The following is a 23,133-nucleotide window of genomic DNA, read 5'->3' as shown; positions in this document are numbered from 1 at the left end:
TAATTTTTAGAAAGGATCAAGCCATGACTGAAGATTTAACCAAAAGAGTCGAAAACGCCGCGAATGGCATTACTCCGCAGACCAGGCCCGATGAGCGGCGGCGCTTTTTGGGTTCTTTAAGGGAGCGGGTTTTCGTGCGCATGACCATCAAGGACTGTGAAGACGCCAAGTTGACCAAACTCTTCATGGACCACTTTGCCGACTACAAGGGCTACACCATTTTGATCAACGCCAACACCCCCAACCCGACCTTTGTCGGCCAGATTGAAAGCCGGGCCAGCAAGGAGCAGGTTCCCTTCTGCCTGGTCAATGACGAAAGTGCCAGAAAAGGCGATGATGATTCCGCCATCCTGGTCGTCAGCAAGGAGGCCATCAACCGGATGCGGATCGAATTGACCCAGGTCTACGCCCCGCCCCTGCCGGCTGAGAAATTGCCTGCTCCAAAGAAAAAGGGCTTTTTGGCCAGATTCTTCGGGGGCAATAAATGAAGCCCTTAGCCTACCGGATGCGGCCCCAGTCCATCGACCAGGTCGTCGGCCAGCAGCACCTGGTCGGTCCTAAGAAGATCATCCGCCGGATGGTTGAGGCCCGGCAGCTCTCGTCCATGATCCTGTACGGCCCGCCCGGCATTGGCAAGACCAGCATCGCCAGCGCGATTGCTGGCAGTAGCAAGTATGCCTTCCGCCAGCTCAACGCGGCGACTGACGGGCAAAAGGAACTCTCCCAGGTCGCCGCTGAAGGCAAGATGAGCGGGACGGTCGTTCTGCTGCTGGATGAAATTCACCGGCTCAACAAGGTCAAGCAGGACTTTCTTTTGCCGCTGCTTGAATCCGGCCAGGTGATTATGATCGGGGCAACCACGGAAAATCCCTACCTGGCCATCTCCCCGGCCATCCGGTCCCGCTGCCAGATTTTTGAACTAAAGCCGTTGACTGAGGAAGAGATCCTGACGGCTGTTGACCGAGCCCTAACCGATGAAGAAAGAGGTCTGGGCAAATACCATGCCAAGCTGACGAAAGAAGCAGGAGAATTTTTGGCGCAAAAGGGCAACGGAGACCTGCGGGCCACTTTAAACAGCCTGGAGCTGGCAGTCCTGTCGACCAAGCAGGAACTGGAAGCTGAGGGCAAAGATGCCTTCTCCTTCACGGTCACCCTGGATGACATGGCGGATTCCTTGCAAATGAAGATCCAGAACTTTGACGCTGACGGGGACGGCCACTACGACCTCTTATCCGCCTTTCAAAAGTCCATCCGGGGCTCAGATACTGACGCGGGCCTGCACTACCTGGGCCGGCTTCTAGAATCAGGTGACCTGGTCTCAATCTGCCGCCGCCTCAGCGTGATTGCCTACGAAGACATCGGCCTGGCCAATCCCCCGGCCTGTGAGCGGGCTATTTTGGCCGTACAGGCGGCCCAGCAGCTGGGCCTGCCGGAAGCCCGGATCCCCCTGGCCAACGCTGTTATCGAGCTCTGCTTGTCTCCTAAGAGCAATTCTGCGATGACGGCCATTGACGCGGCTTTAGCCGACATCCGCCAAAGCAATGTCGGCCAGATTCCCGACCAGTTGAAAGACGCCCACTACAAGGGGGCCAGCAAGCTGGGCCACGGGACTGGCTACCTCTACCCCCACGACTATCCGGGCGACTGGGTGGCCCAGGCTTATCTGCCTGACCGCATGCAAGGCAAGCAGTATTTTGCCCCTAAGGGCGAGAGCAAATTTGAAGCGGCTTTTAAGAGCCAGTACCAGCGCCTGCATGACCTGCAGAAAGCAGGCCTTAAGGGTAAATGAAAGCGCTATAATTTTACTTGACAAAGGCTGCTGGGTTCTATATTATAATAAGTGATCTGAGTTGATCGTCAGAAAGCTTATTTGTAATTAGTTGACCGATCAAACTTAAGGACGTGGTGGCCTGTCAGTAACTACTGAATCGGAATGCTGCTCACGCAGAATCCATATTCACTGCGCGACGGGCCGGATTTTGTGAATTCTTTACGGGATCAACAGCGCCATTTATGCTTTGGTCAACTCGGATTTTCTTAGACAATAACAGCGGTCCTTCGGGCCGCTTCTTTTGTTTATTCCTGCCACTAGCTTACTCAGTGTGTTTTCACTTCCTGTGAAAACTAGAAAGTTTAACCGATGCTCTACATCCGTATTTTCATGATTATTTTTATCGCCTGCCTGCTGCTGACCGCCTGGTACCTCTGGCACCGGAGAAACGGCGCCTTCCTGGTCTTCGACGTCTCCAGCTCCCCGGAGCTCCATAGCTTGATGACCATCTGCTCGTGGACGCTCCTGGCGATCAGCGTCTTGGGAATCGTCCTGCTCTTCTTTGACAACAAGTATCTCAACTTGATCACCCTCTTTTTAGGCTCAGCGACGATTTTTATCTTCGCCCTCCTGCTTTCGCAAAACAATCAGTAAATTTATTAAAATGCTTTCATTTTTTTGGTAAAATAGAGACAGGAAGAGGTGGCAAAAATGACTAAACAATACCAATACAAACATATCCAAGTTGCCGTTGACGGTTCCAAGGAAGCTGACCTGGCTTTCAAGAAGGCCGTAACGGTTGCCAAGCACATGAACGCCAGCCTGGAAATTCTCCACGTTATCGACACGCGGTCCTTCCAGAACGTTTCCAGCTTTGACTCAGCCATGGTTGAGCAGGTTTCCAACGACGCCAAGAAGAAGATGGAAAAGTACTACCAGTCTGCCCAAGACAGCGGCGTCAAGGAAGTCCACTACTCCATCGAATTCGGCTCACCAAAGGCCATCATCAGCCGGGAATTCCCGAAGAAGCATGACATCGACCTGATCGTCATCGGCGCGACCGGCTTGAACGCCGTTGAACGCCTGCTCATCGGCAGCGTGACTGAATACGTCACCAGAACTGCTGACTGCGACATCCTGGTCGTTCGGCACAACAAGGCTGGCTTGGACTAAGTCCAGTAAAATAAATAAAACCGCCCCGGTCGATTGACCGAGGCGGTTTTCGTATGCTCTCAAAAATTCAGTTAAAAGTCGCCAGCCGTGCTAAACATGTAGTCCTTATTGTGCCACTTCATCGAGAGGATCAAGCCAATCCCGATCATATTCCCGATCAAAGCTGACCCACCCTGTGAAACAAATGGCAGGGGCACCCCGGTAAGGGGCAGTAAATCAATGCTCATGCCGATATTTTCAAAGACGTGGAACAAAATCATCATAATAATCCCTGTGGACACATATGAATAGAAGGCGTTCTTGGTCGAGAAAGTGATCTTGACCATCTGCACGATCAAGACGAAGTAAATTCCGATCAAGGCCACCCCGCCGACAAAGCCGAAGCTTTCGCCGACCACGGAGAAGATCATGTCTGAGTTCCGGACTGGCACGTAGACTTTGATATTGTTAAAGCCATTGCCAAAAATCTGCCCGGACCCGATCGCCTTCATGCTCTGCCAGAGCTGGTAGGCGCTGTTGGAGTTGTCCCCTGACGGGTCACTCCAGGACTTGATTCTTTCCAGCTGATAGGTCTTGAAGTAGTGGCGCAGAATCGTCTGCCCTTCACTGGTAAAGACCAGGAGGATGACAGCGACGCCCACGACCACCATGAGCAGAAAGACCGGGATGATGATTTTCCAGGAAATCCCTGAAACCAGGAGAATCCCCGCGGTAATCGCGACAAAGACCAGGGTGGTCCCAAAGTCAGGCTGCAGCATAAGCAGCATGGCCACCGGCAGGAACCAGGCCATGACCTTGCCGATCAAGAGCCAGTCATTTCTGAGGTTGTGGGCATAGCGCGCATTGTGCTCTCTGACGACCCGGGCCAGCTGCAAGATAAAGGCCGGCTTCATGACTTCTGAGGGCTGGAAGCTGACAGGTCCGACGACGAACCAGCTCTTGGCCCCGCTGCTGGCAGCCGTTGTCCGGTCATACAGGAAGAGGACCGCGACCAGCATGAGTATCCCCAAGCCATACAGATAGGGGGCCAGCTTAAAGATCTGCTCGGCGTCAAAGCGGACGATGAAGGCCACCATCAGCCAGGAAACCGTGTACCAGACAATCTGCATGGCCACTGTTCTAGTTGGCGTCCCATAGGTCGAGTCATTGACTGACGCGTTGTAAATTGAATAGAAACTGACGAATGACAGCAAGACCACGGGAATGATAACTCCCCAGGCGATGCGGTCATACCATTTGCTTTCTTCTTGAACTTTTGCCATTAACTATCACTTTATTCGTAAAAATTATTTTTCGTGCAAGGTGAAGTAGGCCAGCAGATCGTTGATGCCGGCATCAATGCTCTTGGCAAACATCACGTTCTTGGACTTGCTGCTGGTTACCCGGAACTTGCCGTCAACCTGCTCGATCAAGCCGATCTGGCGCTTCTTTGGAATGACTACTTCCCAAGTCGGTACCCGGCGGCCAGACAGTTCGTTGACCTCGATCCCGATGTTTTCTTGATTTCTTGACATATTCCCTCCTCGTTAGTGACTGTGGAATTTTCTGGCAATAATTTCGTCCTCATATTCTTCTGGGTGGGGATTGCGCAAAAGGGTAAACTTGTCCGGTACTGGATCCACCCCGCCGCGGTTAAAAGGATTGCAGCGCAGGATCCTTGCCAGGCCCATCAGCAGTCCCAAAAGCGGACCATGCTTTTCCAAAGCAGTGATCATATAGCTGGAGCAGGTCGGGTAGAAACGGCAGCTGTCCGGCAAAATTGGTGAGATTGCCCGCTGGTAAAAGCGGACTAGAAGAATCATTATTTGACGCATTATTAGTGACGTTCGTGCTTTTCAATATGCTGCAGCAGGATGCCAGTGCCCAAAGCAACTGATTCAAGCGGTGATTCAGCAATCAAAACCGGAACCTGCAGGCTGTCGGCAATCAGCTTGTCGATGTTCTTCAGCAAGGCGCCACCACCGGTGATCATAATCCCGCGGTCGATGATGTCAGCGGACAATTCCGGCAGCGTTTCCTGCAGAACCTGCTTGGTAGTGTCAATGATGCTTTGCAGGCCCTCTTGCAGGGCCTCAGTTACTTCAGAGCTGTTTACCTTGATCTGCTTTGGCAGGCCGTCAATCGTGTCGCGGCCGCGGACATTCATGCTTGCGTCCGGGTCTGGATCAGTAGCGGTACCAATTTCAATCTTGATGGCTTCCGCCGTCCGCATCCCGATCAAGAGCTGGTGGTTAGCCTTGATGTAGTTGACGATGGCCTGGTTCATCCGGTCCCCGGCATAGCGCAGGGACTTGGAAGTCACGATTTCGCCCATGGACAGGATGGCGATGTCAGTCGTCCCCCCGCCGATGTCGATGACCATGTTACCTTGCGGCTTGAAAATGTCCAGGCCGGCACCAACGGCAGCTACCTTTGGCTCATAGTCCAGGTAGACCTTGCCGCCGCCTGACTTTTCCGCGGCTTGGATGATGGCCTTTTGCTCAATTGAAGTTACGCCAGTCGGGGCGCAGACCAGAATGTTCGGCTTGCTCATGAAGCCCTTGACGTTCAGCTTCTCAATAAAGTAGCTCAGCATGGCTTCAGTAATGTCGAAATCAGCAATTACCCCGTCCTTCAAAGGCCGGATAACGCGGATGTTGCCAGGAGTACGGCCAACCATTTCATAAGCTTCAGTGCCGACAGCGACCACCTTGTTGGTGTTCGTATCCACGGCAACAACAGATGGCTCGTCGATCACAATGCCCTTGCCGGAAACGTTGATCAAAACGTTCGCGGTCCCCAAATCAATACCAATATCTTTTGACACGTCTATTTCCTCCATAACATATTAATTTTAATTGTACCATAAAAGCGCTCTGTATAGCGGCTTCCGCTTAGCTTTAACCTATTCTTTAAAACAGGTTAGACAATTGTAATGAAGTATCTATCAAGGCGATCAAAAATTGGCCGACCGTATAGCCCAGGGCAATCGCCGTAAAAATCAAGAAGACCTGGGCTTCAAATACCCGGCTGGTCCGAATGATTTTCTCAATTCTGACGGCTTTGATCGCCTGAAAGGCTAAGGCAATGCAAACAAAGTAGATCACCAAGCTGATGATTGCGTGAATTCCAAGTTGTCTCATAATAAAATCTACCATAAAAAAAGAGCGGAATAAATCCGCTCTTTTCCCTTATTTCTGCAGCTCGTCGTAAACGTGAATCCGGTTTACAGCCCGCCGCAAAGCAATTTGAGCCCGCTCCAATAACTGCTCGTCGTGCTTTTCCTTGGCTTCCTTGATGAGCGCCTCGGCCCGCTGCTTGGCAGCTTCAGCCCGACTGAGGTCAATGTTGCGCGCGCGTTCTGCGTTGTCAGCAATAATCGTTGCCACATTGTTGGCGAATTCGATGATCCCCCCGCTGACGGCGATGTGATCAACCTTGTGGTCGACATCGGCGCCGCGTTGAACCCGGACTTCACCAATTGTCAGCGGAGTTAAAATCGGCAGGTGGTTGTACAAAATCTGCCGGTCGCCGTCAATAGCCCGCATTGAGACGGAGCTGCCACGGTGAGAATAGATTAACCCGTTTGGCGTAACGATATTGATCTTAAACAGTTTCTCTGCTTCTGCCATGATGCATCAACCTACTTTTCTAATAAGGCTTTTGCTTCCGGATCGCTTGGGGTAACCCCCATCTTTTGCGCCTTCTTCAAAACGTCTTCGATCGGGCCAACGCCTCTGAAGGCATCTTCAGGCAAGTCGTCAAGATGGCCGTCGAGGATCATCTTGAAGCCCTTGATCGTTTCCTTGATTGGAACGTATGAGCCTGGAACGCCGGTAAAGACTTCGGCAACGAAGAAGTTTTGTGACAGGAAGAACTGAATCCTACGTGCCCGGGCAACGATCAGCTTTTCTTCATCTGACAATTCATCCATACCCAAAACGGAGATGATGTCTTGCAGTTCGCGGTAACGTTGCAGGATGTGCTGAACCCGGGTCGCAACGTCGTAGTGTTCCTGGCCGACAACTTCAGGGTCCAGGGCACTGGAAGTTGATTCAAGTGGGTCAACGGCCGGGTAGATACCTTGTTCTACCAGGCTACGTTCCAAGTTGGTCGTCGCGTCCAGGTGGGCGAAAGTAGTCGCTGGCGCAGGGTCAGTGTAGTCGTCGGCTGGAACGTAAACGGCTTGGATAGAGGTGATTGACCCCTTCTTAGTGGAAGTGATTCTTTCTTGCAATTGACCCATTTCCGTTGCCAAAGTTGGCTGGTAACCAACGGCACTAGGGATCCGGCCCAGCAAGGCAGAAACTTCAGAACCGGCCTGGGTAAACCGGAAGATATTGTCGATGAAGAGCAGCACGTCCTGGCCTTCAACGTCTCTGAAGTATTCAGCGATCGTCAAACCGGTCAAAGCGACCCGCATTCTGGCACCAGGCGGCTCGTTCATCTGCCCGAAGACCATGGCGGTCTTGTCTAAAACGCCAGATGCCTTCATTTCGAAGTAAAGGTCGTTACCTTCACGGGTTCTTTCCCCGACACCGGTGAAGACGGAAATACCGTTGTGTTCCTGGGCAATGTTGTGAATCAATTCCTGGATGATCGTGGTCTTGCCGACCCCGGCACCACCGAAAAGACCGACCTTACCACCACGAAGATATGGTTCCAACAAGTCGATAACTTTGATCCCGGTTTCCAGGATTTCACGGCTAGTAGTTAATTCATCATACTTAGGTGCTTCTTTGTGGATCCCGGAGCGAGGGTGGTCAGCTGGAAATTCTGAACCACCATCAATCGGTTGACCTAAAACGTTGAAGACCCGGCCCAAGGTATCCGGACCAACTGGCACGGAAATTGAGCTCCCAGTATCTTCAACCTTCATCCCACGACGAAGGCCATCGGTAGATTCCATCGCGATGCAGCGCAAAACGCCATCGCCTTGTTCAAGAGTAACTTCAAGGATAATCGAGTCGTCGTCTGACTTGATAACCTTCAAGGCATTGTTGATGTCTGGCAGGTCTTTGCCAATTGGAAACTTGACGTCGACAACAGGGCCGATTACTTGAACGATTTCACCTTGACTCAAACTTCTACCTCCTTTTCTCTTATTCAAGTGCATTCGCACCACTGACGATTTCAGTCAATTCAGTAGTGATTTGTGCTTGTCTTGCACGGTTCATTTGCAAACTAAGACTAGAAACAAGGTCCTTGGCATTGTCCGTGGCACTCTTCATGGCCGTCATAGAACTTGCGTGTTCGGCGGTCTTGGCGTCCAAAATGGCGCCATAGATTTCCGCCCGCGCGAATTGCGGCAGTAAGGTTGCCAAAACGCTGTCAATGTCAGGGGCAACTTCGAATTCAATCTTCTTGCTTTCCTTGGCTTCCATGGTCCCGATGTCAAGGTCGACGATCGGCAGCATCTTTTCGGCCCGGAAGGCTGAGGACAAAGAATTCACGTGGTGGGTGTAGCAAACATACAGTTCGTCATAAACGCCGTTCAAGTACATCTTGATCGCCGTTGAGACGATTGGCAGGGTTTCCTTGAAGGTTGGCACGTCTGAAACGCCGCCTTTTTCGTAGACAACGTTCAGGTTGTTCTTCTTGAAGAACTGGGAGCCAACGCTGCCGACTGACAGGATCTTGGACTCTCTGCCCTGCAGCTTGTCGTCAGCTACCAGGCTCATCATCTGCTTGATGACTGAGCTGTTGTAGGAGCCGACCAGACCACGGTCACCAGTAACTACCAGGTAGCCCACGGAGTGAATTTCCTCACGGGGCTTGATCATGTCAGAAATGATCCCTACCCCAAAGACATCATCGTAGTCGATGGAGTCAATGTTGTCTTGCGTCAGGCGGTAATTAGCCTTGTTCAAGTGGTCGATCACGCTGGCACTCATCAGCCGGGACACGGTTTGGTGCAGCAGCTGGTTGTATTCCTGGTAGCCCTTGTCTCTTTTTTCAGTCTGATTCAGTTTAGCTGCTGAAACCATGTGCATGGCTTCAGTAATCTTACTCGTTTGCTTGACAGAAGCAATTCTCTTCTTCAATTCAAGTAAAGATGCAGGCATAGTCTACCTCCTATTTGTTACTTGATGAAAAGCTGGATGCAAATTGTTGAAGAGCTTCTTGAAGCTTGTTTTCATCTGGCAATTTGCCAGTTGACTTGATTTCAGCTAACAGATCAGCATGGTTGGCGTCAAAGTCGGTGTAAAGTTCTTGTTCAAAGCGAGCAATATCATCGACTGGCACCGCGTCCATAAAGCCATGGGTCAAAGCGTAAAGCAGGACAACCTGCTTTTCAACGGCAACCAGCTTGTGCAGCGGCTGCTTCAATACTTCGACGGTCCGCCGGCCGCGGGCCAGCTTGGCTTGCGTTGCCTGGTCCAGGTCACTGCCGAACTGGGCAAAGCTTTCCAGTTCCCGGTATGAAGCCAGGTCGGTCCGCAAAGTACCAGCAACCTTCTTCATGGCTGGGATCTGCGCGGCCCCGCCGACACGGGAAACAGAAGCCCCGGCGTCGATGGCTGGGCGCGTACCGGAGAAGAACAGGTCACTTTGCAAGAAGATCTGTCCGTCAGTGATGGAAATAACGTTGGTTGGAATGTAGGCGGAGATGTCCCCGGCTTCAGTCTGAATGAATGGCAGGGCAGTCAATGAGCCGCCGCCCAGTTCCTTGCTCAGCTTGGCACTCCGTTCCAACAAACGTGAGTGCAGGTAGAAGACGTCACCTGGGTAGGCTTCACGGCCAGGTGGCCGGCGAAGCAGCAGGGAAAGTTCACGGTAGGCAACCGCCTGCTTGGACAAGTCGTCAAAGACAACCAGGACGTCCTTGCCGGCGTACATGAATTCTTCCCCCATCGCGGTCCCGGAATATGGCGCGATGTAAAGCATTGGTGCCGGTTCTGAAGGACCAGCTTCAACCACGATGGTGTAGTCCATCGCCCCAAGCTTCTTCAAGGTTTCAACTTGTGCTCTGACAGTTGATTCCTTTTGACCAATTGAGACGTAAATACAAATTACGTCCTGCCCTTTTTGGTTCAAAATGGTGTCGATCGCTAAACTGGTCTTACCAGTCTTACGGTCACCAATGACCAGCTCACGCTGACCACGGCCAATTGGCACCAACGCATCAATGGCCTTAATACCAGTTTGCAAAGGCTGGTTAACTGACTGACGCTGCATAACGCCTGGCGCCTTTGACTCGATTGGCCGAGTCTTGTCAGTCTTGATTTCGCCTAAGCCGTCAACTGGCTGGCCAAGTGGATTCACAACCCGGCCAATCAAAGCATCCCCAACTGGAACTTCCATAATCCGGCCAGTTCGCTTCACGCGGTCGCCTTCACGGATGTCGTCAAACTTGCCCAGAATGATGATACCGACATCATTGCTTTCCAAGTTTTGGGCGATACCGTAGGCACCATTGTCGAACTGCAAAAGCTCACTTGACAAGACATTGTTCAAGCCGTGAGCGCGGGCGATACCATCGCCGACGTAAGTTACGACACCGACTTCCTCGATGTCCAGCTTATCGTCGTAGTGTTCAAGTTGCTGCTTGATTAAAGAGCTGATTTCTTCCGCTTTAATGCTCAATGGTTTCACCTCTTTATAATACTTACTTTGTTAACATGGCGCGGATTTTCTCCAATCGATGCTTTACTGAGCCATCGATCACGCGGCCTTCAACCTCAAGGACCACGCCGCCGATAATTTCTGGATCAACTTCATTTTCAAGATGAAGTGCCTGCAAGCCATATTTCTTGGCATAGCTGTCCGCAAGGCGCTGCAGCTGATCTTCATCTGGCTTCAATGCAGTCTTAGCGACACCCGTTCCGATGTGGTTGGCAGCATTGTACAGGTGAATGTAGTAGTCAATGATGTCAACCAAGTTGTCAAAACGATCATAGCTAAGCAAGAAGTTTAAAACTTCTTGAAGCTCTGCAGAAAAGCCCTGTTCAACCGCCGTCAAAAGACTTTCCTTTTGCTTGGCGTCCAAAACAGGATTGCTCAGAACCTGGACAAAACGGGGCTCTGCTTGAACTGCCTTCTTCAATTCAGTCAGTTCGCTGTACATGAGCTCAGTCTTGCCGCTGTCTTTGGCAAAATCAAAGATCGCTGTTCCGTAGCGTCTTGCCGTTTCTTCTCTACTTAAGGCCATTAATCGTTCAACCCCTTAATGAACTGATCAACTAAATCTTTTTGATCAGCAGCAGATAAGTTCTTAGCAATTACCTTTTCCGCAATCGTCACAGAAAGATCAGCAACTTCGTCGCGGGCTTCGTTCAAGGCGTCAGTCTTAGCTTGCGCTGCGTCAGCCTTGGCCTTTTCCCGGATAGCGGAAGCTTCAGCGTTGGCTTCGCTGACGATTTGCTTGCCGATCTTTTGCGCATTACTCTTGGCATCAGAGAGGATCTGGGTTGCTTCTTGTCTTGAATTCTTCAAGGCTGCTTCCCGTTCATTGGCCAAAATTTCAGCCTTCTTGCGGTCGCTAGCAGCTTGATCCAAGTCATCAATGACTTTCTGACGGCGCTTCTCCATCATGTCCTTTACCGGGCCCCAGGCATAATGCTTGACGGCCAGCAAAAGGATACTGAATACTATTAAATACCAAAGGGTATTAATGATTGAGATTTCAGCGCCGGCGAATACTGGTTGAAATTCCATCAACAATCCTTCTCTCTCAATTTAGTAACTAATGTAATTTAACGACTGGTTAATTACAGGAACAAAATCAAGAAAGCGATAACGATAGCCAGGATTGGAACGGCTTCGATCAAACCAACACCGATGAACATAGTTGCTCTCAAGTTACCAGCACTTTCTGGTTGGCGGGCGATGCTTTCGATCGTATTTGAGATAACCTTACCGTTCCCCCATGAAGCAGCCAAAGCAGCCATACCAGCAACAAGTGCAGCAGCTAAATCCTTTAAACCTGTAGTCATAATAAAACCTCCGAAAAATTATTCTTGTGTAACCTTCTTGCCAATATAAACCATAGAAAGGGTTACAAAAACATACGCCTGGATAGAGCCAATGAAGACAGAGAAACCTTGCCAGATCATTGCGAGCGGCGCAGCCAGGATTCTGGTTACAATCCCCATGCTTGGCCCCAGCTGGTTCCCGATCAGGGTCAGCAGGACTTCACCCGCAAAGATATTACCGTAGAGACGCAGCGATAACGTCAAGAAGTTGGTAAATTCTTCAATGATGTTAATCGGCAAAAGAAAACCGACAGGACGTGCATAGTTCTGCAGGTAGCCCTTCGTGCCAAATTTCTGAATCCCGAAGGTAAATGACAGAAGCAAGGTCATCATCGCGAACGACATCGTCGTCACTGGATCAGCAGTTGGTGATTTGATGACCATATAGTCACCGACTTTCACTTCCAAGAACAACCCTAGTTGATTCATGCAGAAGATGAAAAGGAACAAAACAAAGGCGTAAAGAGACAGATGTTTTTGCGCAGCCGGGTCTTCGACGTTATCCTTGACAATCCCGTCGGTAAAATCGATCAGGTATTCCAGGACATTTTGTTTCTTGTTCGGTTTCATTTCAACTTTACGTGAAAGAGCGTAACAAATGGCAAAAACCACAATTGCCATCAAGGTCGAACCGATAATGCCGACCAAGTCGACATTCAGTCCGGTACCGTTAATATTGAAGACAAGTGATTTCTCCAATTCTTCGTGACCTCCCTTCTTGTGTTGAATTCTTCGAACACGTCATCTATTGTACACCAATAAAAATTAATTGGAACTTTTGCAATCGCTTTTATAGCGACTTTTTTAATTATTTAGTCCCAAAGATCCGGTCACCTGCATCCCCTAAACCTGGGAAGATGTAGCCGTTTGGCAGCAGCTTGTCGTCAAGGGCAGCCGCGTAAATGTCAACGTCCGGGTGTTCATCTTGCACCGCCTTGACGCCTTCCGGCGCAGCAACCAGGACGGCCAGCTTAATGTCGGTCACGCCCCGCTTCTTCAAAGCTTCGATAGCCAGGTTGGCGGAACCGCCAGTAGCCAACATCGGGTCAACGACCAGGCATTCACGTTCAGTAACATCCTTAGGAACCTTGAAGAAGTATTCTACCGGCTTCAAGGTTTCTTCGTCGCGGTACATGCCAACGACGCCGACCTTGGCTGACGGAATCATTTCCAAAACCCCGTTGACCATGCCCATGCCGGCACGCAGGATCGGCACGATAGTCAATTTCTTGCCGGCCAGTTCCTTTTGCACCGTCTTGCCCATTGGCGTTTCGATTTCAACGTCTTGCAAAGGCAGGTCGCGGGTGATTTCGTAGGTCATCAAACCGGCGATTTCGCCAACGATTCTCCGAAATTCATTTGATCCAGTTTCCTTGCGGCGAATGATCGTCAGCTTGTGCTGAATCAATGGATGGTTTAACACAGTGAACTTTCCCATATAGTTCCTCCATTCAAAAATACCATGTCGTCTCTATTATAAATAAAAAAAGAAATGGTTTAAAGCAATTTCTTTTTTTAAAACATGAAATCGTCCAGATTAGACATGATGACCGCCGGCAGCCTTGTTTAAACGGTTCATGTAGGCCAGACTTTCCTCACCCTGGTCAAAGCCCTCTACATAAATACTTTTAATTTCTGGCCGGTCGTCAAAATAGCGCAGGCCGGCAAACAGGTTGTGGTCAGCCTCCGTCAGATTTTTGCCTAAATTGAACTTATTTTCCTCAGGTACAGGTAAGTTTTCCAAAAGGTCACTAGTTGCCATGACTCCGCAGGAAACATCCAGGTCCAGCTTAGCAAAAGTTTCCGCCTGGTCGACCACGTAAACCTGGGCACTTGGCGCGTAGTGGCGGTATTTCATCCCTGGCGCCTTCGGCACGTCCTTGTCACTTACCTGGCCCCGGTTGATCAAAACTTCTTCGCCCAAGACCTGGCTGATCTCTTCTGGCGTAATCTTGCCCGGCCGCAAAACAACTGCTGGGTTAACCGACAGGTCAACGATGGTTGATTCCAGGCCCACTTCAGTCTCGCCGCCATCAACGATTCCAGCGATCTTGCCCTTTAAGTCGTGGTAGACGTGCTGGGCCGTGGTTGGGCTCGGCTTAGTCGAGGTGTTGGCGGAAGGCCCGACGATCGGGTAGCCAAGCTTGGCGATCAAGTCATGAGTCAGCTGGTCATCCGGGCAGCGGAAGGCAACCGTTGGCAGGCCCCCGGTTGCAGATTCCGGCAGGGCCCCTTCTTTAGATAAAAGCAGGATGGTCAAGGGACCTGGCCAAAAGTGCTTGATCAACTTCTCCGCCCGCTCCGGCACTTCCTTAGCGTAAGGGCGCATCATGGCTTCGTCAGCCACGGTCACGATCAAGGGGTTGTCGCTAGGCCGACCTTTGGCCGCGTAGACCTTTTTGACTGAATCGTCCCGGGTGGCCAAAGCCCCCAGGCCATAGACAGTTTCAGTCGGAAAGGCAACTAATTCCCCTTTCCTAAGCAGGCTGACTGCTTCATCCAATTGTTCCCGTTTAAAAATCTTGGTTTCCATTATTTCTTCCACTCCCCAAACAGCATCCGCGGCTTGCCGGCCATGTCCCGGCGGAATTCCACCTTAAAGTCCGGCAATTTTTCGGCAAACAGGGCCTTCAGCTCATCTTCCTCGCTAAAGCCGAATTCCATGAAGAAGCGGCCGCCCGAGTTTAAGTGGTCTCTAACTTCTTCAGCGAACTTACGGTAAAAGGCCAGGCCATCCTGGCCGCCAAACAGGGCTTCTTCCGGCTCATTGGCCAGAACGCCCTTGTCCATCACGTTCTTCTCGCTGGGCTTGATATAAGGCGGGTTGGAAATGATCAAGTCAAACTTACCCAGGCCCAGCAAAACATTGGCCTTGCGGGTGGTTACGTCCAGGCCGTAGTCCAAAAAGTTCTCTTCACTGATTCTGAGCGGGGTGTCCTTAACGTCACTGGCGTAAAAATGCAGGTCCTTGATCCCCTTGCTTTCAGCTTCCTTGGCCAGGGCCACCGTAATATTGCCTGACCCAGTCCCCAGGTCAAGGACAGTGTCGCCGTCTTGTAAGTGCGCTAGGGCCCATTCAACCAGTTCCTCAGTTTCAAAGCGGGGAATAAGCACGCCTTTGGCCACCCGCAAGCGGTAGCCTAAAAACCAGGCATAGCCCAGGATATACTGGGGTGAGTCCCCTTTAGCCAGGCGCTTCATGTCCTTTCTGGCCTGCTTGACTTCAGCGTCAGACAATTCCATGTCTTGCTTAAGCTGAAACTGGCTTGGCGTCAGGCCCAGCCGCTCAGCCAAAAGAAAGTCGATTTCCTCGCTCCGTGCGCTTTCAGCCAGTTCACTGGCCTCAATCCGCATTTCTCGTAAACTCTTATGCATTTTCTGCCAGCTCCTCTAATTGCTTGGTTTGGTAGTAAACCGTCAAAGCATCGATGACTTCGTCCAGTTCCCCGTTCATGATCCGGTCCAATTTGTTCAAAGTGAGGCCGATCCGGTGGTCAGTCACCCGGTTTTGCGGGTAGTTGTAGGTTCTGATTCTTTCTGACCGGTCACCGGTGCCGACCGCGTTCTTCCGCTTGGCGTCGTACTTGTCCCGGTTCTGGCTTTCGTAGTAGTCGTAAACCCGGGACTTCAAAATTTCCATAGCCTTGGCCCGGTTTTGCTGCTGGGACCGCTGGTCCTGCATGGCAACCACGATACCGGTTGGCAAGTGGGTCATTCTGACGGCACTGGAAGTCTTGTTGATGTGCTGACCGCCCGCACCGGATGACCGGTAGACGTCCACCCGGATTTCCTTTGGATCAAGGTCAATGTCAACCTGTTCATATTCTGGCATGACGGCAACGGTAGCAGTTGAAGTGTGCACCCGGCCGGCTGATTCAGTTACTGGGATCCGCTGCACCCGGTGGGCCCCGTTTTCATATTTCAGCTTGGAGTAGACCTTGTTACCAGTAATCATGATAGCCACCCGCTTGTAGCCGCCAACTTCAGTTTGTTCGCTGTCGACGATAGAAACTTTCCAGCCCTGGTTTTCCGCGTACTTTTCATACATCCGCAGCAGGTCGCCCGCGAACAGGGAAGCTTCATCCCCGCCGGCTGCCCCCCGGATTTCCATGATGATGTCCTTGTCATCGTTAGGGTCCTTTGGCAGCATCAAGATCTTGATTTCATCTTCCAGCTGGCTGATTTCATCTTCCAGCTCAGAGTTTTCCATCTTGGCCATTTCAACCAGCTCAGGGTCTGAACCGTCAGCGATGATTTCCTTGTTGCCGGCAATTTCTTCCTTGTCGGCCTTGAACTTGCGGAACTTCTGCACGACTTCCCGCATGTCAGCTTCTTCCTTGGTAATTTCCATGTAGCGCTTGGTATCAGCGATGACTTCCGGGTCGGCCATCATTTCCTGAATTTCTTCATAGCGCACTTCCAAGCTTTCCAGCTGTGCCATTACATTATCCATTTAATCAATCCTTCCAATAAAAACTAGTCTCTTGCCTGATCGGGGTGGAAATAGTGGAAGCGGCAGACCGGGTAGTAAGCCTCGTCGCCGCCAATCTGCACCTGCTCACCCTCATAGACGGGCAAACCGTCCTTGTAGCGCAGGGCCATGGTTGCCTTGTGCCCGCAAAAGTGGCAAATTGTCTTCATCTCTTCTATTTTATCAGCATAAAGCAAAAGATACTCACTGCCTTCAAAAAGATGGTTCTGAAAATCATTCTTCAGGCCAAAGGCCATCACCGGAATGTGCAAGTCGTCCACGACCCGGGCACACTGGATGACCTGGGCCTTTTTTAAGAACTGGGCCTCATCGATCAAGACCGCCGCTAAGGGGTGGCCGTCAGACTCCTGCTCTTGCTGGTTCAAAGCCGTGATATAGTCAAAGAGGTCCAGGTCCGGCTCAATCGGCTGGGCGCTGCGGCTGAGCCCGATCCGGGAAGCCACCACGCCGCGGCCGGACCGGGTGTCAACGCTGCTAGTCAATAAAGCCACCTTGCGTCCTTGAATCTCGTAGTTGTGGGCAACCTTCAAGATTTCAATCGTCTTGCCGCTGCCCATCGCTCCGTATTCGAAAAAAAACTGTGCCATATTCTCCACCTTTGTATTAATCTCGCTCAAATAAGTATAGTGTATTTTGCAAAAGTTTAAAAGCTACGCATTTTAGCCGCTAAACTTTCCGTCTTATGGTAAGATTTATCATAGTTTTAATGCAGAATAGGAAGTTAATCATGAGTTTTAAATCCAACATCGCAACTTTTGCCGGCAAGTCCTCTTACTGGTTCCTGCACAATGTCTTAAAGGGCGGGACCAGCTTTCCCGGCAAGCTAGCCATGAAGCTTGACCCAGATGTCCTTGAGCAACTGGGCAAGGACTACGAGACCATTATCGTTACGGGGACCAACGGCAAGACCATGACCACGGCCCTCATCACCCAGACCTTGAAAGAAAAATACGGCGATATTTTGACCAACCCATCCGGGTCCAACATGGCCCAGGGGATCGTAACTGCCTTTTTGGCTCATGGCCAGAAAAAAAGCAGCCGGAAACTGGCCGTTTTGGAAGTCGATGAAGCCAACGTCAAGGCCGTAACCCAGTTGGTCCACCCCAAGGCCTTTGTTCTGACCAACATTTTCAGAGACCAGATGGACCGCTACGGGGAGATCTACACGACCTATGAAAAGATCGTCGCCGGCATCAAGCTGGCGCCAGATGCAACCATCATCGCTAACGGGGACGCCAGCATCTTCTCTTCAGTCGACCTGCCGAATCCAAAAGTCTTTTTTGGCTTTGAAACTGACCAGGACAAACCGCAAAATGACTTCAAGGCTGACGTCAACACTGACGGGGTACTCTGCCCTAAGTGCGAGCATATCCTGCACTACCACGCAATTTCCTATGCCAACCTGGGTGACTTCTTCTGCCCGAACTGCGGCTACAAGCGGCCGGATTTGACCTACAAGCTGGAAGAAATCAGCGAGCAGACCCCGAGCCGGATCAAGTTTACCATTGAAGGCAAGGAATTCGCCATCAACATCGGCGGCACCTACAATATCTACAATGCCCTGGCCGCCTTTGCCTGCGCCAGAGAATTCGGCGTTTCCGCCAATGAAATCGCGGCGGCTTTTGCCAAAAACAAGCGGATCTTCGGTCGCCAGGAACTGATTCACTACCAGGGCAAGCAGATCAACATCATCTTGGTCAAGAACCCGGTTGGCTTAAACGAAGTCCTCAGCCTCCTGGACACGGAAAAGAACCACTACAGCCTGGCTGCCCTCTTAAACGCCCACCACGCTGACGGCATCGACACCAGCTGGATCTGGGACGGGAACTTTGAAAGCCTGGACCGGGACAAGATCGACCAGGTCATCGTCGGCGGCGAGCGGCACAAGGACATGGCCTTCCGCCTGGAAGTTGCCGGTTTTGACCCGGACAAGATGATCATTGAAAGCGACTTTGACCAGCTGTTGGCCGCTTTTGCAAAGGCGCCGACTGACAAGATCTACATTCTCTCAACCTACACGGCCATGCTGCACCTGCGGCAGGTCTTTGCCGACAAGGGCGTCTTGAAGAGAAGAATCAACTAGCATACGCAAAGCAAGTAAGTAAAAGAGTAAATAAAAATCCCGCGGTCAGCCGCGGGATTTTTTAAATTGCCGTAGTTAAGACGGCGACTACGTTGATCAAGGCAACCAAGCCGGCAAAAAAGGCAACCGCCTTGTATGTCGCGTTCTTGCTAAAGGCAAAAAGCAGGCCCTCGATTAGGGCCACGGCAAATGCCGTGATAGCGGTGATGGCATAATAAGGCGACATCCGGCTGTTAAAACGGCCCAGGATGATGATGACCAGGCCGTAGACGGCTAAAAGCAGCCAGCCCTTTTGCTTATTGCTTAATTTCATGTGATTTTGCTCCTCTTTCTAGCTAGCGGTTTTCCTGCAAAAAAGCGTTGATGATCCGGCTGCGCATAGTCAAAAAGATCTGATTGTGCCGAGAAGGGTGAACCCGGTTGGTCAAAAGAATCAAGCCGGACTGCTTGACCTGGTCAAACAAGACCAAAGTGCCGGTAAAACCGGTGTGGTAGATGATGGGATAGTTTTCCTTAGGGTCAAAGACCAGGTTCCAGCCCCAGGACCGGGCTTTTAAACCCGCCGGAGTCTTGACCTGGTAGAGATCTTGGATTGTTTCTTTCTTTAATGGCAAAATGTCACTGACCCCCATATAGCCCTGGCCCATTTTGACCAGGTCGCTGACGGTACTAAACAGGCCAGCTGACCCGCACCGCCGGCCTAATTGCTGGCCCTTGGGGTCATGAACGAAGCCTTGAATGACCTGGCCGTCAACTAGTTCCGTTGGCACGCACTCCTCTTTTGGCGGAGCAAAAGTCGTTTCAGTCAAGCCAGCTGGCTGGAAGATCCGCTCGCTGGCCAGGTCCTGGACTGCTTTGCCCGTGATCCGCTCTAAAACCAGGCCTAAAAGGACGAAGTTGGTGTCTGCATAGCGGACCACCCGGTTAAACTCGCTGGTCACTGGCAAGCCCACGATCGCCCTCATTAATTCCGGGCCGGACAAGGCATTCCGGTTTTCGATCCAGCCCCGGATGCCAGATGTGTGGGTCAAAAGGTGGCTTAGGCGGACCCGGCCGTCCTTAAATTCCGGCACGTATTTTTGCAAGGGGTCAGCAAAGTCGACCTTTCCCTCTTCCCTCAGCTGCAAGAAAGCAGCCGTCGTGGCCAAAACCTTGCTGCAGCTGGCCAAGTCATAGTAGGCAAAAGGGCTCAGCTGGCTTTTAGCCGGATAAATGCTGGCAAAGCCCAAAGTCGAGGCAAAGACCTGGTCACCTTTTAAGAGTGCGTAGTTGACTCCAGGAACAATTCTTTCAGAAACCATGCTTTCAATCAGCAGCTGGGTTTTAGGAAAATTAAGCAAGCGGTGACTCCTTTCTAAAAGGCCCGTACGGGCAATTAGCTATATTATACGGCAGTTTTCAGCCTTTCCAAGCTAGCCTGAAAAAATTTTAGACTTTTTTTGCCGAGAGCCTTGACTTTTTCTTGCAAAGAAAGCATAATAATGAATGTCGGTAATTCGAACACAAACTTCACCCGTTGGTCAAGTGGTTAAGACGCTACCCTCTCAAGGTGGAGTCATGAGTTCAATTCTCGTACGGGTGATTTACTGCGATGTAGCCAAATTGGTAAGGCAGTGGACTCTGAATCCATAATGTTCCGGTTCGAGCCCGGACATCGCAATAATACCGAAAGGCAAGCTCCTCTGGAGCTTGCCTTTTTTCTTCTTTTCAAATCACATTACTTAGTCACATAGGCTTCCTTAAAGTTCCACTCGCTCCGCTTGCAGATCCAGCCCTTGGCATTTGACCGGATCAGCCAGGCATCGTCCTCATAGTAAAGCGGGATGACCCCGGTATCGTCAAGCAGGATGCTTTCCGCCTCACTCATATCCTTGAGCCGCTTTTCCTGGTTATTGGTGTTCTTGGAAGCAGCAATCAGCTTGTCATACTGGCTGTTTTTCCAGGAGCCATAGTTGGAACTGTTCTTGCTGGTCAGAAGTTCCAGGAAGGAAATCGGGTCAGCGAAGTCAGCGATCCAGTCTGACCCGCAGATCTGGAACTCGCAGTTTTCCCGCCGGGCCAGGCGGGTCTTGAAGGGAACACTGGTGACCGTCAATTTCAGCCCTGGCAGCTGGGTTTCCAGCATGCTCTGCAGGGCCTCGCCGGTCTTCTTACCCCCGTCGCTGTCACTGGTCCGCAGCTTCAAGATCAAGCTGGACTTGCCGAGTTCACTCAGGCCCTTTTGCCAGTACTCCTTGGCCTTGCTTGGCTGTGTAAGTATTGGCCACCTGGTTGTTGCCGCCTAAAATCCGGATCAGGTTCTCCCGGTTGATGGCCAGGGAGATGGCCTTGCGGATGTTGCTGTTGGCCAGGTTCGGGTTCTTTTCGTTAAGTTCCAGATAGTAGGTCCCCCGTTGGAGAGGCTATAGTAGTTCTTCTTGCCCTTGAACTGCTTGGTCAAATTGGAGTCCAGGCCCAGGGCATCTATTTTGTTTGACTGGTAGAGGTTGTAGGCGATAGTCGCCGTCTTGTTGACCGTGAAGCTGATCTGGTCAAGCTTGACGCTCTGCTTGTCCCCGTATTTCTTGACGTCTTTTTCCTCCTGCGGGAAAAAGACTGGGAAGGCCATTAGGTCCTTAAAATAGGCCATCCGCTTCTCTAAAGTGACGACCAGCTTATACTTGCCCTCGGCCTTGATCCCCAGGCTGGAAACCGGCTTTTTGCCGTTTTGGATGGCATCGGCGTTCTTGATCCCGGAAAAAAGATACTAGTACTCGGCCTCAGTCTTGGGATTGACGGTCCGCCGCCAGGAGTAGACAAAGTCTTGGGCAGTTACGAGCGTGCCATCATTCCACTTGGACTTGCGCAAGTTGAAAGTATAAATCAGCCCGTCCTTGGAAACCTGGGCGCTAGTGGCCAGGCCCGGACTTTGCCCGTCCTTGCTGTTTCTGTAGAGCCCTTCCATTGAATTGATCATCTGGCTGAAGCTGACCACGTCCGTGGCCTTGGACGGGTCCATCGTGATGATTTCCCCGCCGACTGACCAGTTCAAATCCTGCTCCTTTTGACTGCTCTCCTGCTTGCTGCAGGCTGTTAACGTTAAAGCAGCTAAAGCAAGTCCGGTCAAGGCAATTTTTCTTGATGGCATCTTCCTTTACCCCCTCTTACTAAAGCGGTAACATAGGCAATACTCTCTTTGCTCCCCTTAAATTGCAGCACTTAATGTATTTTTTATCATCTTTGGCCCAAAAAATATCAAATTGAACAAAAAAGAGCAAGATCCGCGGATCTTGCTCTTCTTAGTTTCATTTACGAAAGATTACAGGCGGCTTGCCAGTTCGTCGTGCAAGTCTTCGTAGCCCGGCTTGTTCAAAAGACCGAACATGTTGCGCTTGTAAGCTTCAACCCCTGGCTGGTTGAATGGGTTGATCCCGTTCAAGTAGCCGGAGATAGCAACTGACAGTTCGAACCAGTAGATCAAGTAGCCCAAAGTGTGTTCGCTTTGGTCAGCGATGTTGACAGTCATAACTGGAACCCCGCCGTCAGTGTGGGCCAAAACAACGCCTTCGTAAGCCCGGTCGTTGACATAGTTCATGTTCTTGCCGGCCAGGAAGTTCAGTTGGTCAAGGTTGCTTTCGTCGTTTGGAATTTCTACGTCAGCCCGTGGGCTAGCAACGCGGACAACAGTTTCCATCAAGTTCCGGCGGCCTTCTTGGATGTATTGGCCAAGTGAGTGCAGGTCAGTGGTGAAGTTAGCACTTGACGGGTAGATGCCCTTTTGGTCCTTGCCTTCTGATTCACCCATCAATTGCTTCCACCATTCACCAAACATTCTGATGCTTGGTTCGTAGTTTTCCAAAAGTTCAGTGGTGTAGCCCTTGCGGTAAAGGATGTTTCTCAAGGCAGCGTATTGGTAAGGTGAGTCCTTGCTTACGTCAGGGTCAGTGTAAGCAGCCCGGGCGTCAGCGGCACCTTGCATCAAGGCGTCGATGTCGCAGCCGGCAGCAGCGATTGGCAAAAGGCCAACAGCTGACAACACGCTGAAACGGCCGCCGACGTCATCTGGAACTACGAATTCTTCGTAGCCTTCAGCGTCAGCTTCGGTCTTCAAGGCACCCTTTTGGCGGTCAGTGGTTGCGTAAATACGCTTGGCTGCTTCTTCCTTGCCGTACTTTTCAATCAACTTGGCCTTCAAAACCCGGAAGGCAACTGAAGGTTCAGTGGTGGTACCGGACTTGGAGATGATGTTCAAGGAGAAGTCCTTGTCGCCCAGCCAGTTGATCAAGTCTGACAAGTAAGTGCCTGACAGACTGTTACCGCAGAAGACAACCTTAGGATAATCGCTCTTTTCAGCCATGTAGAATGATGAGTTCAAGAATTCAATGGCTGCTTGGGCACCCAAGTATGAGCCGCCGATCCCGATCCCGATCAAAACGTCAGAGTCGCTTTGGATCTTCTTGGCTGCCTTCTTGATGCGGGCGAATTCATCCTTGTCATAGTCAACTGGCAGGTCCAGCCAGCCGCGGAAGTCTTTGCCGGCACCAGTGCCTTCGCGCAATTCCTTGTCAGCGGCGTTAACCATTGCTTGCATTTCCTTCAGTTCGTTTTCGTGAACAAAAGGAGTCAATTTACTACTGTCAAAACTTACTACACTATTCATTGATTTATGCTTCCTCACTAG

At 51.1% G+C, this 23,133-nt stretch carries 26 protein-coding genes, 2 tRNA genes and 1 pseudogene; 7 read left to right on the top strand and 22 right to left on the bottom strand.

The window, feature by feature from the left end; genetic code table 11:
• Nucleotides 1-23: 23 nt before the first annotated feature.
• From DS743_RS01475 to DS743_RS01460, 4 genes are all read left to right on the top strand, one after another.
• Nucleotides 24-488: a YueI family protein gene (locus DS743_RS01475; RefSeq protein WP_013439320.1), complete on the top strand. Its 465-nt coding sequence runs from the start codon at nucleotides 24-26 to the stop codon at nucleotides 486-488.
• The gene (locus tag DS743_RS01470; RefSeq protein ID WP_035161853.1) at nucleotides 485-1,789 is read left to right on the top strand and encodes a replication-associated recombination protein A; all 1,305 of its coding nucleotides are present in this window, start codon (nucleotides 485-487) and stop codon (nucleotides 1,787-1,789) included. Before DS743_RS01475 ends, DS743_RS01470 begins: the two co-directional genes overlap by 4 nt.
• Before the next feature lie 351 nt (nucleotides 1,790-2,140).
• Nucleotides 2,141-2,425, top strand: a complete 285-nt coding sequence (locus tag DS743_RS01465; RefSeq protein WP_003619118.1) for a hypothetical protein — start codon at nucleotides 2,141-2,143, stop codon at nucleotides 2,423-2,425.
• A 57-nt stretch (nucleotides 2,426-2,482) separates the two neighbouring features.
• Entirely contained in the window at nucleotides 2,483-2,944 is a 462-nt protein-coding gene (locus DS743_RS01460; protein WP_013439316.1) for a universal stress protein, read from the top strand.
• A gap of 71 nt (nucleotides 2,945-3,015) precedes the next feature.
• Here the strand turns inward: DS743_RS01460 and DS743_RS01455 are convergent, their stop codons facing one another.
• The 18 genes from DS743_RS01455 to DS743_RS01370 form a co-directional block, all read right to left on the bottom strand.
• The gene (locus DS743_RS01455; protein WP_013439315.1) at nucleotides 3,016-4,206 is read right to left on the bottom strand and encodes an FtsW/RodA/SpoVE family cell cycle protein; all 1,191 of its coding nucleotides are present in this window, start codon (nucleotides 4,204-4,206) and stop codon (nucleotides 3,016-3,018) included.
• A gap of 24 nt (nucleotides 4,207-4,230) precedes the next feature.
• Complete coding sequence (locus tag DS743_RS01450) at nucleotides 4,231-4,458, bottom strand: DUF2969 domain-containing protein (RefSeq protein WP_035183528.1); 228 nt, start codon at nucleotides 4,456-4,458, stop codon at nucleotides 4,231-4,233.
• Nucleotides 4,459-4,470: 12 nt separating this feature from the next.
• Nucleotides 4,471-4,758 (bottom strand): membrane protein insertion efficiency factor YidD, encoded by a 288-nt coding sequence (gene yidD / locus DS743_RS01445; RefSeq protein WP_003617406.1) that lies wholly within the window; start codon nucleotides 4,756-4,758, stop codon nucleotides 4,471-4,473.
• Nucleotides 4,759-4,760: 2 nt separating this feature from the next.
• Nucleotides 4,761-5,750 carry a rod shape-determining protein gene (locus DS743_RS01440; RefSeq protein WP_035183530.1) on the bottom strand — a complete coding sequence of 330 codons (990 nt, stop codon included), beginning with the start codon at nucleotides 5,748-5,750 and terminating at the stop codon, nucleotides 4,761-4,763.
• An 85-nt stretch (nucleotides 5,751-5,835) separates the two neighbouring features.
• Entirely contained in the window at nucleotides 5,836-6,066 is a 231-nt protein-coding gene (locus tag DS743_RS01435) for a DUF1146 family protein (protein WP_004560494.1), read from the bottom strand.
• 48 nt (nucleotides 6,067-6,114) lie between these two features.
• Nucleotides 6,115-6,555 (bottom strand): F0F1 ATP synthase subunit epsilon, encoded by a 441-nt coding sequence (locus DS743_RS01430; RefSeq protein WP_035183532.1) that lies wholly within the window; start codon nucleotides 6,553-6,555, stop codon nucleotides 6,115-6,117.
• Between the two features lie 11 nt (nucleotides 6,556-6,566).
• Entirely contained in the window at nucleotides 6,567-8,039 is a 1,473-nt protein-coding gene (gene atpD / locus DS743_RS01425; protein ID WP_277986513.1) for a F0F1 ATP synthase subunit beta, read from the bottom strand.
• The gene (locus DS743_RS01420) at nucleotides 8,026-8,988 is read right to left on the bottom strand and encodes a F0F1 ATP synthase subunit gamma (protein ID WP_035183537.1); all 963 of its coding nucleotides are present in this window, start codon (nucleotides 8,986-8,988) and stop codon (nucleotides 8,026-8,028) included. The genes atpD and DS743_RS01420 overlap by 14 nt, the downstream gene beginning before the upstream one ends.
• A 10-nt stretch (nucleotides 8,989-8,998) precedes the next feature.
• Entirely contained in the window at nucleotides 8,999-10,510 is a 1,512-nt protein-coding gene (gene atpA, locus DS743_RS01415) for a F0F1 ATP synthase subunit alpha (RefSeq protein WP_002880068.1), read from the bottom strand.
• A 22-nt stretch (nucleotides 10,511-10,532) separates the two neighbouring features.
• Complete coding sequence (gene atpH, locus DS743_RS01410) at nucleotides 10,533-11,075, bottom strand: ATP synthase F1 subunit delta (protein WP_002880067.1); 543 nt, start codon at nucleotides 11,073-11,075, stop codon at nucleotides 10,533-10,535.
• On the bottom strand, nucleotides 11,075-11,581 hold the full coding sequence (gene atpF, locus DS743_RS01405) for a F0F1 ATP synthase subunit B (RefSeq protein ID WP_035183542.1): 507 nt from the start codon (nucleotides 11,579-11,581) through the stop codon (nucleotides 11,075-11,077). The genes atpH and atpF overlap by 1 nt, the downstream gene beginning before the upstream one ends.
• Nucleotides 11,582-11,634: 53 nt before the next feature.
• Complete coding sequence (atpE, locus tag DS743_RS01400; protein ID WP_035183545.1) at nucleotides 11,635-11,859, bottom strand: F0F1 ATP synthase subunit C; 225 nt, start codon at nucleotides 11,857-11,859, stop codon at nucleotides 11,635-11,637.
• 18 nt (nucleotides 11,860-11,877) lie between these two features.
• Nucleotides 11,878-12,597 carry a F0F1 ATP synthase subunit A gene (gene atpB, locus DS743_RS01395; protein ID WP_003613585.1) on the bottom strand — a complete coding sequence of 240 codons (720 nt, stop codon included), beginning with the start codon at nucleotides 12,595-12,597 and terminating at the stop codon, nucleotides 11,878-11,880.
• Between the two features lie 109 nt (nucleotides 12,598-12,706).
• Entirely contained in the window at nucleotides 12,707-13,336 is a 630-nt protein-coding gene (gene upp / locus DS743_RS01390) for a uracil phosphoribosyltransferase (RefSeq protein ID WP_002880062.1), read from the bottom strand.
• 99 nt (nucleotides 13,337-13,435) lie between these two features.
• On the bottom strand, nucleotides 13,436-14,431 hold the full coding sequence (locus tag DS743_RS01385; protein WP_035183548.1) for an L-threonylcarbamoyladenylate synthase: 996 nt from the start codon (nucleotides 14,429-14,431) through the stop codon (nucleotides 13,436-13,438).
• Nucleotides 14,431-15,273, bottom strand: coding sequence for a peptide chain release factor N(5)-glutamine methyltransferase (prmC, locus tag DS743_RS01380; protein WP_003613581.1), 843 nt, complete (start codon nucleotides 15,271-15,273; stop codon nucleotides 14,431-14,433). Before prmC ends, DS743_RS01385 begins: the two co-directional genes overlap by 1 nt.
• Nucleotides 15,266-16,351, bottom strand: a complete 1,086-nt coding sequence (gene prfA, locus DS743_RS01375; protein WP_072544222.1) for a peptide chain release factor 1 — start codon at nucleotides 16,349-16,351, stop codon at nucleotides 15,266-15,268. Before prfA ends, prmC begins: the two co-directional genes overlap by 8 nt.
• A 23-nt stretch (nucleotides 16,352-16,374) precedes the next feature.
• A complete protein-coding gene (locus DS743_RS01370) occupies nucleotides 16,375-16,977 on the bottom strand; it encodes a thymidine kinase (protein ID WP_013439306.1) in 603 nt (200 codons plus the stop codon).
• Between the two features lie 140 nt (nucleotides 16,978-17,117).
• On the opposite strand from DS743_RS01370, the gene DS743_RS01365 reads away from it, so the two are divergent.
• Nucleotides 17,118-18,473 carry a Mur ligase family protein gene (locus DS743_RS01365; protein WP_035183551.1) on the top strand — a complete coding sequence of 452 codons (1,356 nt, stop codon included), beginning with the start codon at nucleotides 17,118-17,120 and terminating at the stop codon, nucleotides 18,471-18,473.
• A gap of 61 nt (nucleotides 18,474-18,534) precedes the next feature.
• On the opposite strand, the gene DS743_RS01360 is transcribed toward DS743_RS01365, so the two are convergent.
• Both DS743_RS01360 and DS743_RS01355 read right to left on the bottom strand, forming a co-directional pair.
• Entirely contained in the window at nucleotides 18,535-18,786 is a 252-nt protein-coding gene (locus DS743_RS01360; protein WP_002880053.1) for a hypothetical protein, read from the bottom strand.
• Nucleotides 18,787-18,808: 22 nt separating this feature from the next.
• A complete protein-coding gene (locus DS743_RS01355) occupies nucleotides 18,809-19,813 on the bottom strand; it encodes a serine hydrolase domain-containing protein (RefSeq protein WP_035183552.1) in 1,005 nt (334 codons plus the stop codon).
• A gap of 170 nt (nucleotides 19,814-19,983) precedes the next feature.
• Between DS743_RS01355 and DS743_RS01350 the strand changes: the two genes are divergently transcribed.
• A tRNA-Glu gene (locus DS743_RS01350) sits at nucleotides 19,984-20,055 on the top strand.
• Between the two features lie 5 nt (nucleotides 20,056-20,060).
• Nucleotides 20,061-20,133: transfer RNA gene (locus DS743_RS01345), tRNA-Gln, on the top strand.
• A 57-nt stretch (nucleotides 20,134-20,190) separates the two neighbouring features.
• Here DS743_RS01345 and DS743_RS01340 read toward each other — a convergent pair.
• Both DS743_RS01340 and DS743_RS01335 read right to left on the bottom strand, forming a co-directional pair.
• Nucleotides 20,191-21,600, bottom strand: a pseudogene (locus DS743_RS01340) (peptide ABC transporter substrate-binding protein).
• A 171-nt stretch (nucleotides 21,601-21,771) separates the two neighbouring features.
• Nucleotides 21,772-23,112, bottom strand: a complete 1,341-nt coding sequence (locus DS743_RS01335) for a glucose-6-phosphate isomerase (protein WP_003617377.1) — start codon at nucleotides 23,110-23,112, stop codon at nucleotides 21,772-21,774.
• Between the last annotated feature and the right edge of the window lie 21 nt (nucleotides 23,113-23,133).

The organism is Lactobacillus leichmannii (assembly GCF_024701915.1).
Lineage (GTDB): Bacteria > Bacillota > Bacilli > Lactobacillales > Lactobacillaceae > Lactobacillus > Lactobacillus delbrueckii.
The sequence above is the reverse complement of the archived record's forward strand: the minus strand, read 5'-3'. Positions and strand labels throughout refer to the sequence as shown.

Excerpts from the sequence above, each read along its gene's own strand:
- DS743_RS01475 (WP_013439320.1), top strand. The coding sequence starts at position 24 with ATGACTGAAGATTTAACCAAAAGAGTCGAAAACGCCGCGAATGGCATT.
- DS743_RS01470 (WP_035161853.1), top strand. The coding sequence starts at position 485 with ATGAAGCCCTTAGCCTACCGGATGCGGCCCCAGTCCATCGACCAGGTC.
- DS743_RS01465 (WP_003619118.1), top strand. The coding sequence starts at position 2,141 with ATGCTCTACATCCGTATTTTCATGATTATTTTTATCGCCTGCCTGCTG.
- DS743_RS01460 (WP_013439316.1), top strand. The coding sequence starts at position 2,483 with ATGACTAAACAATACCAATACAAACATATCCAAGTTGCCGTTGACGGT.
- DS743_RS01455 (WP_013439315.1), bottom strand. The coding sequence starts at position 4,206 with ATGGCAAAAGTTCAAGAAGAAAGCAAATGGTATGACCGCATCGCCTGG.
- DS743_RS01450 (WP_035183528.1), bottom strand. The coding sequence starts at position 4,458 with ATGTCAAGAAATCAAGAAAACATCGGGATCGAGGTCAACGAACTGTCT.
- yidD (WP_003617406.1), bottom strand. The coding sequence starts at position 4,758 with ATGCGTCAAATAATGATTCTTCTAGTCCGCTTTTACCAGCGGGCAATC.
- DS743_RS01435 (WP_004560494.1), bottom strand. The coding sequence starts at position 6,066 with ATGAGACAACTTGGAATTCACGCAATCATCAGCTTGGTGATCTACTTT.
- DS743_RS01430 (WP_035183532.1), bottom strand. The coding sequence starts at position 6,555 with ATGGCAGAAGCAGAGAAACTGTTTAAGATCAATATCGTTACGCCAAAC.
- atpD (WP_277986513.1), bottom strand. The coding sequence starts at position 8,039 with ATGCACTTGAATAAGAGAAAAGGAGGTAGAAGTTTGAGTCAAGGTGAA.
- DS743_RS01420 (WP_035183537.1), bottom strand. The coding sequence starts at position 8,988 with ATGCCTGCATCTTTACTTGAATTGAAGAAGAGAATTGCTTCTGTCAAG.
- atpH (WP_002880067.1), bottom strand. The coding sequence starts at position 11,075 with ATGGCCTTAAGTAGAGAAGAAACGGCAAGACGCTACGGAACAGCGATC.
- atpF (WP_035183542.1), bottom strand. The coding sequence starts at position 11,581 with ATGGAATTTCAACCAGTATTCGCCGGCGCTGAAATCTCAATCATTAAT.
- atpE (WP_035183545.1), bottom strand. The coding sequence starts at position 11,859 with ATGACTACAGGTTTAAAGGATTTAGCTGCTGCACTTGTTGCTGGTATG.
- upp (WP_002880062.1), bottom strand. The coding sequence starts at position 13,336 with ATGGGAAAGTTCACTGTGTTAAACCATCCATTGATTCAGCACAAGCTG.
- DS743_RS01385 (WP_035183548.1), bottom strand. The coding sequence starts at position 14,431 with ATGGAAACCAAGATTTTTAAACGGGAACAATTGGATGAAGCAGTCAGC.
- prmC (WP_003613581.1), bottom strand. The coding sequence starts at position 15,273 with ATGCATAAGAGTTTACGAGAAATGCGGATTGAGGCCAGTGAACTGGCT.
- prfA (WP_072544222.1), bottom strand. The coding sequence starts at position 16,351 with ATGGATAATGTAATGGCACAGCTGGAAAGCTTGGAAGTGCGCTATGAA.
- DS743_RS01370 (WP_013439306.1), bottom strand. The coding sequence starts at position 16,977 with ATGGCACAGTTTTTTTTCGAATACGGAGCGATGGGCAGCGGCAAGACG.
- DS743_RS01365 (WP_035183551.1), top strand. The coding sequence starts at position 17,118 with ATGAGTTTTAAATCCAACATCGCAACTTTTGCCGGCAAGTCCTCTTAC.
- DS743_RS01360 (WP_002880053.1), bottom strand. The coding sequence starts at position 18,786 with ATGAAATTAAGCAATAAGCAAAAGGGCTGGCTGCTTTTAGCCGTCTAC.
- DS743_RS01335 (WP_003617377.1), bottom strand. The coding sequence starts at position 23,112 with ATGAATAGTGTAGTAAGTTTTGACAGTAGTAAATTGACTCCTTTTGTT.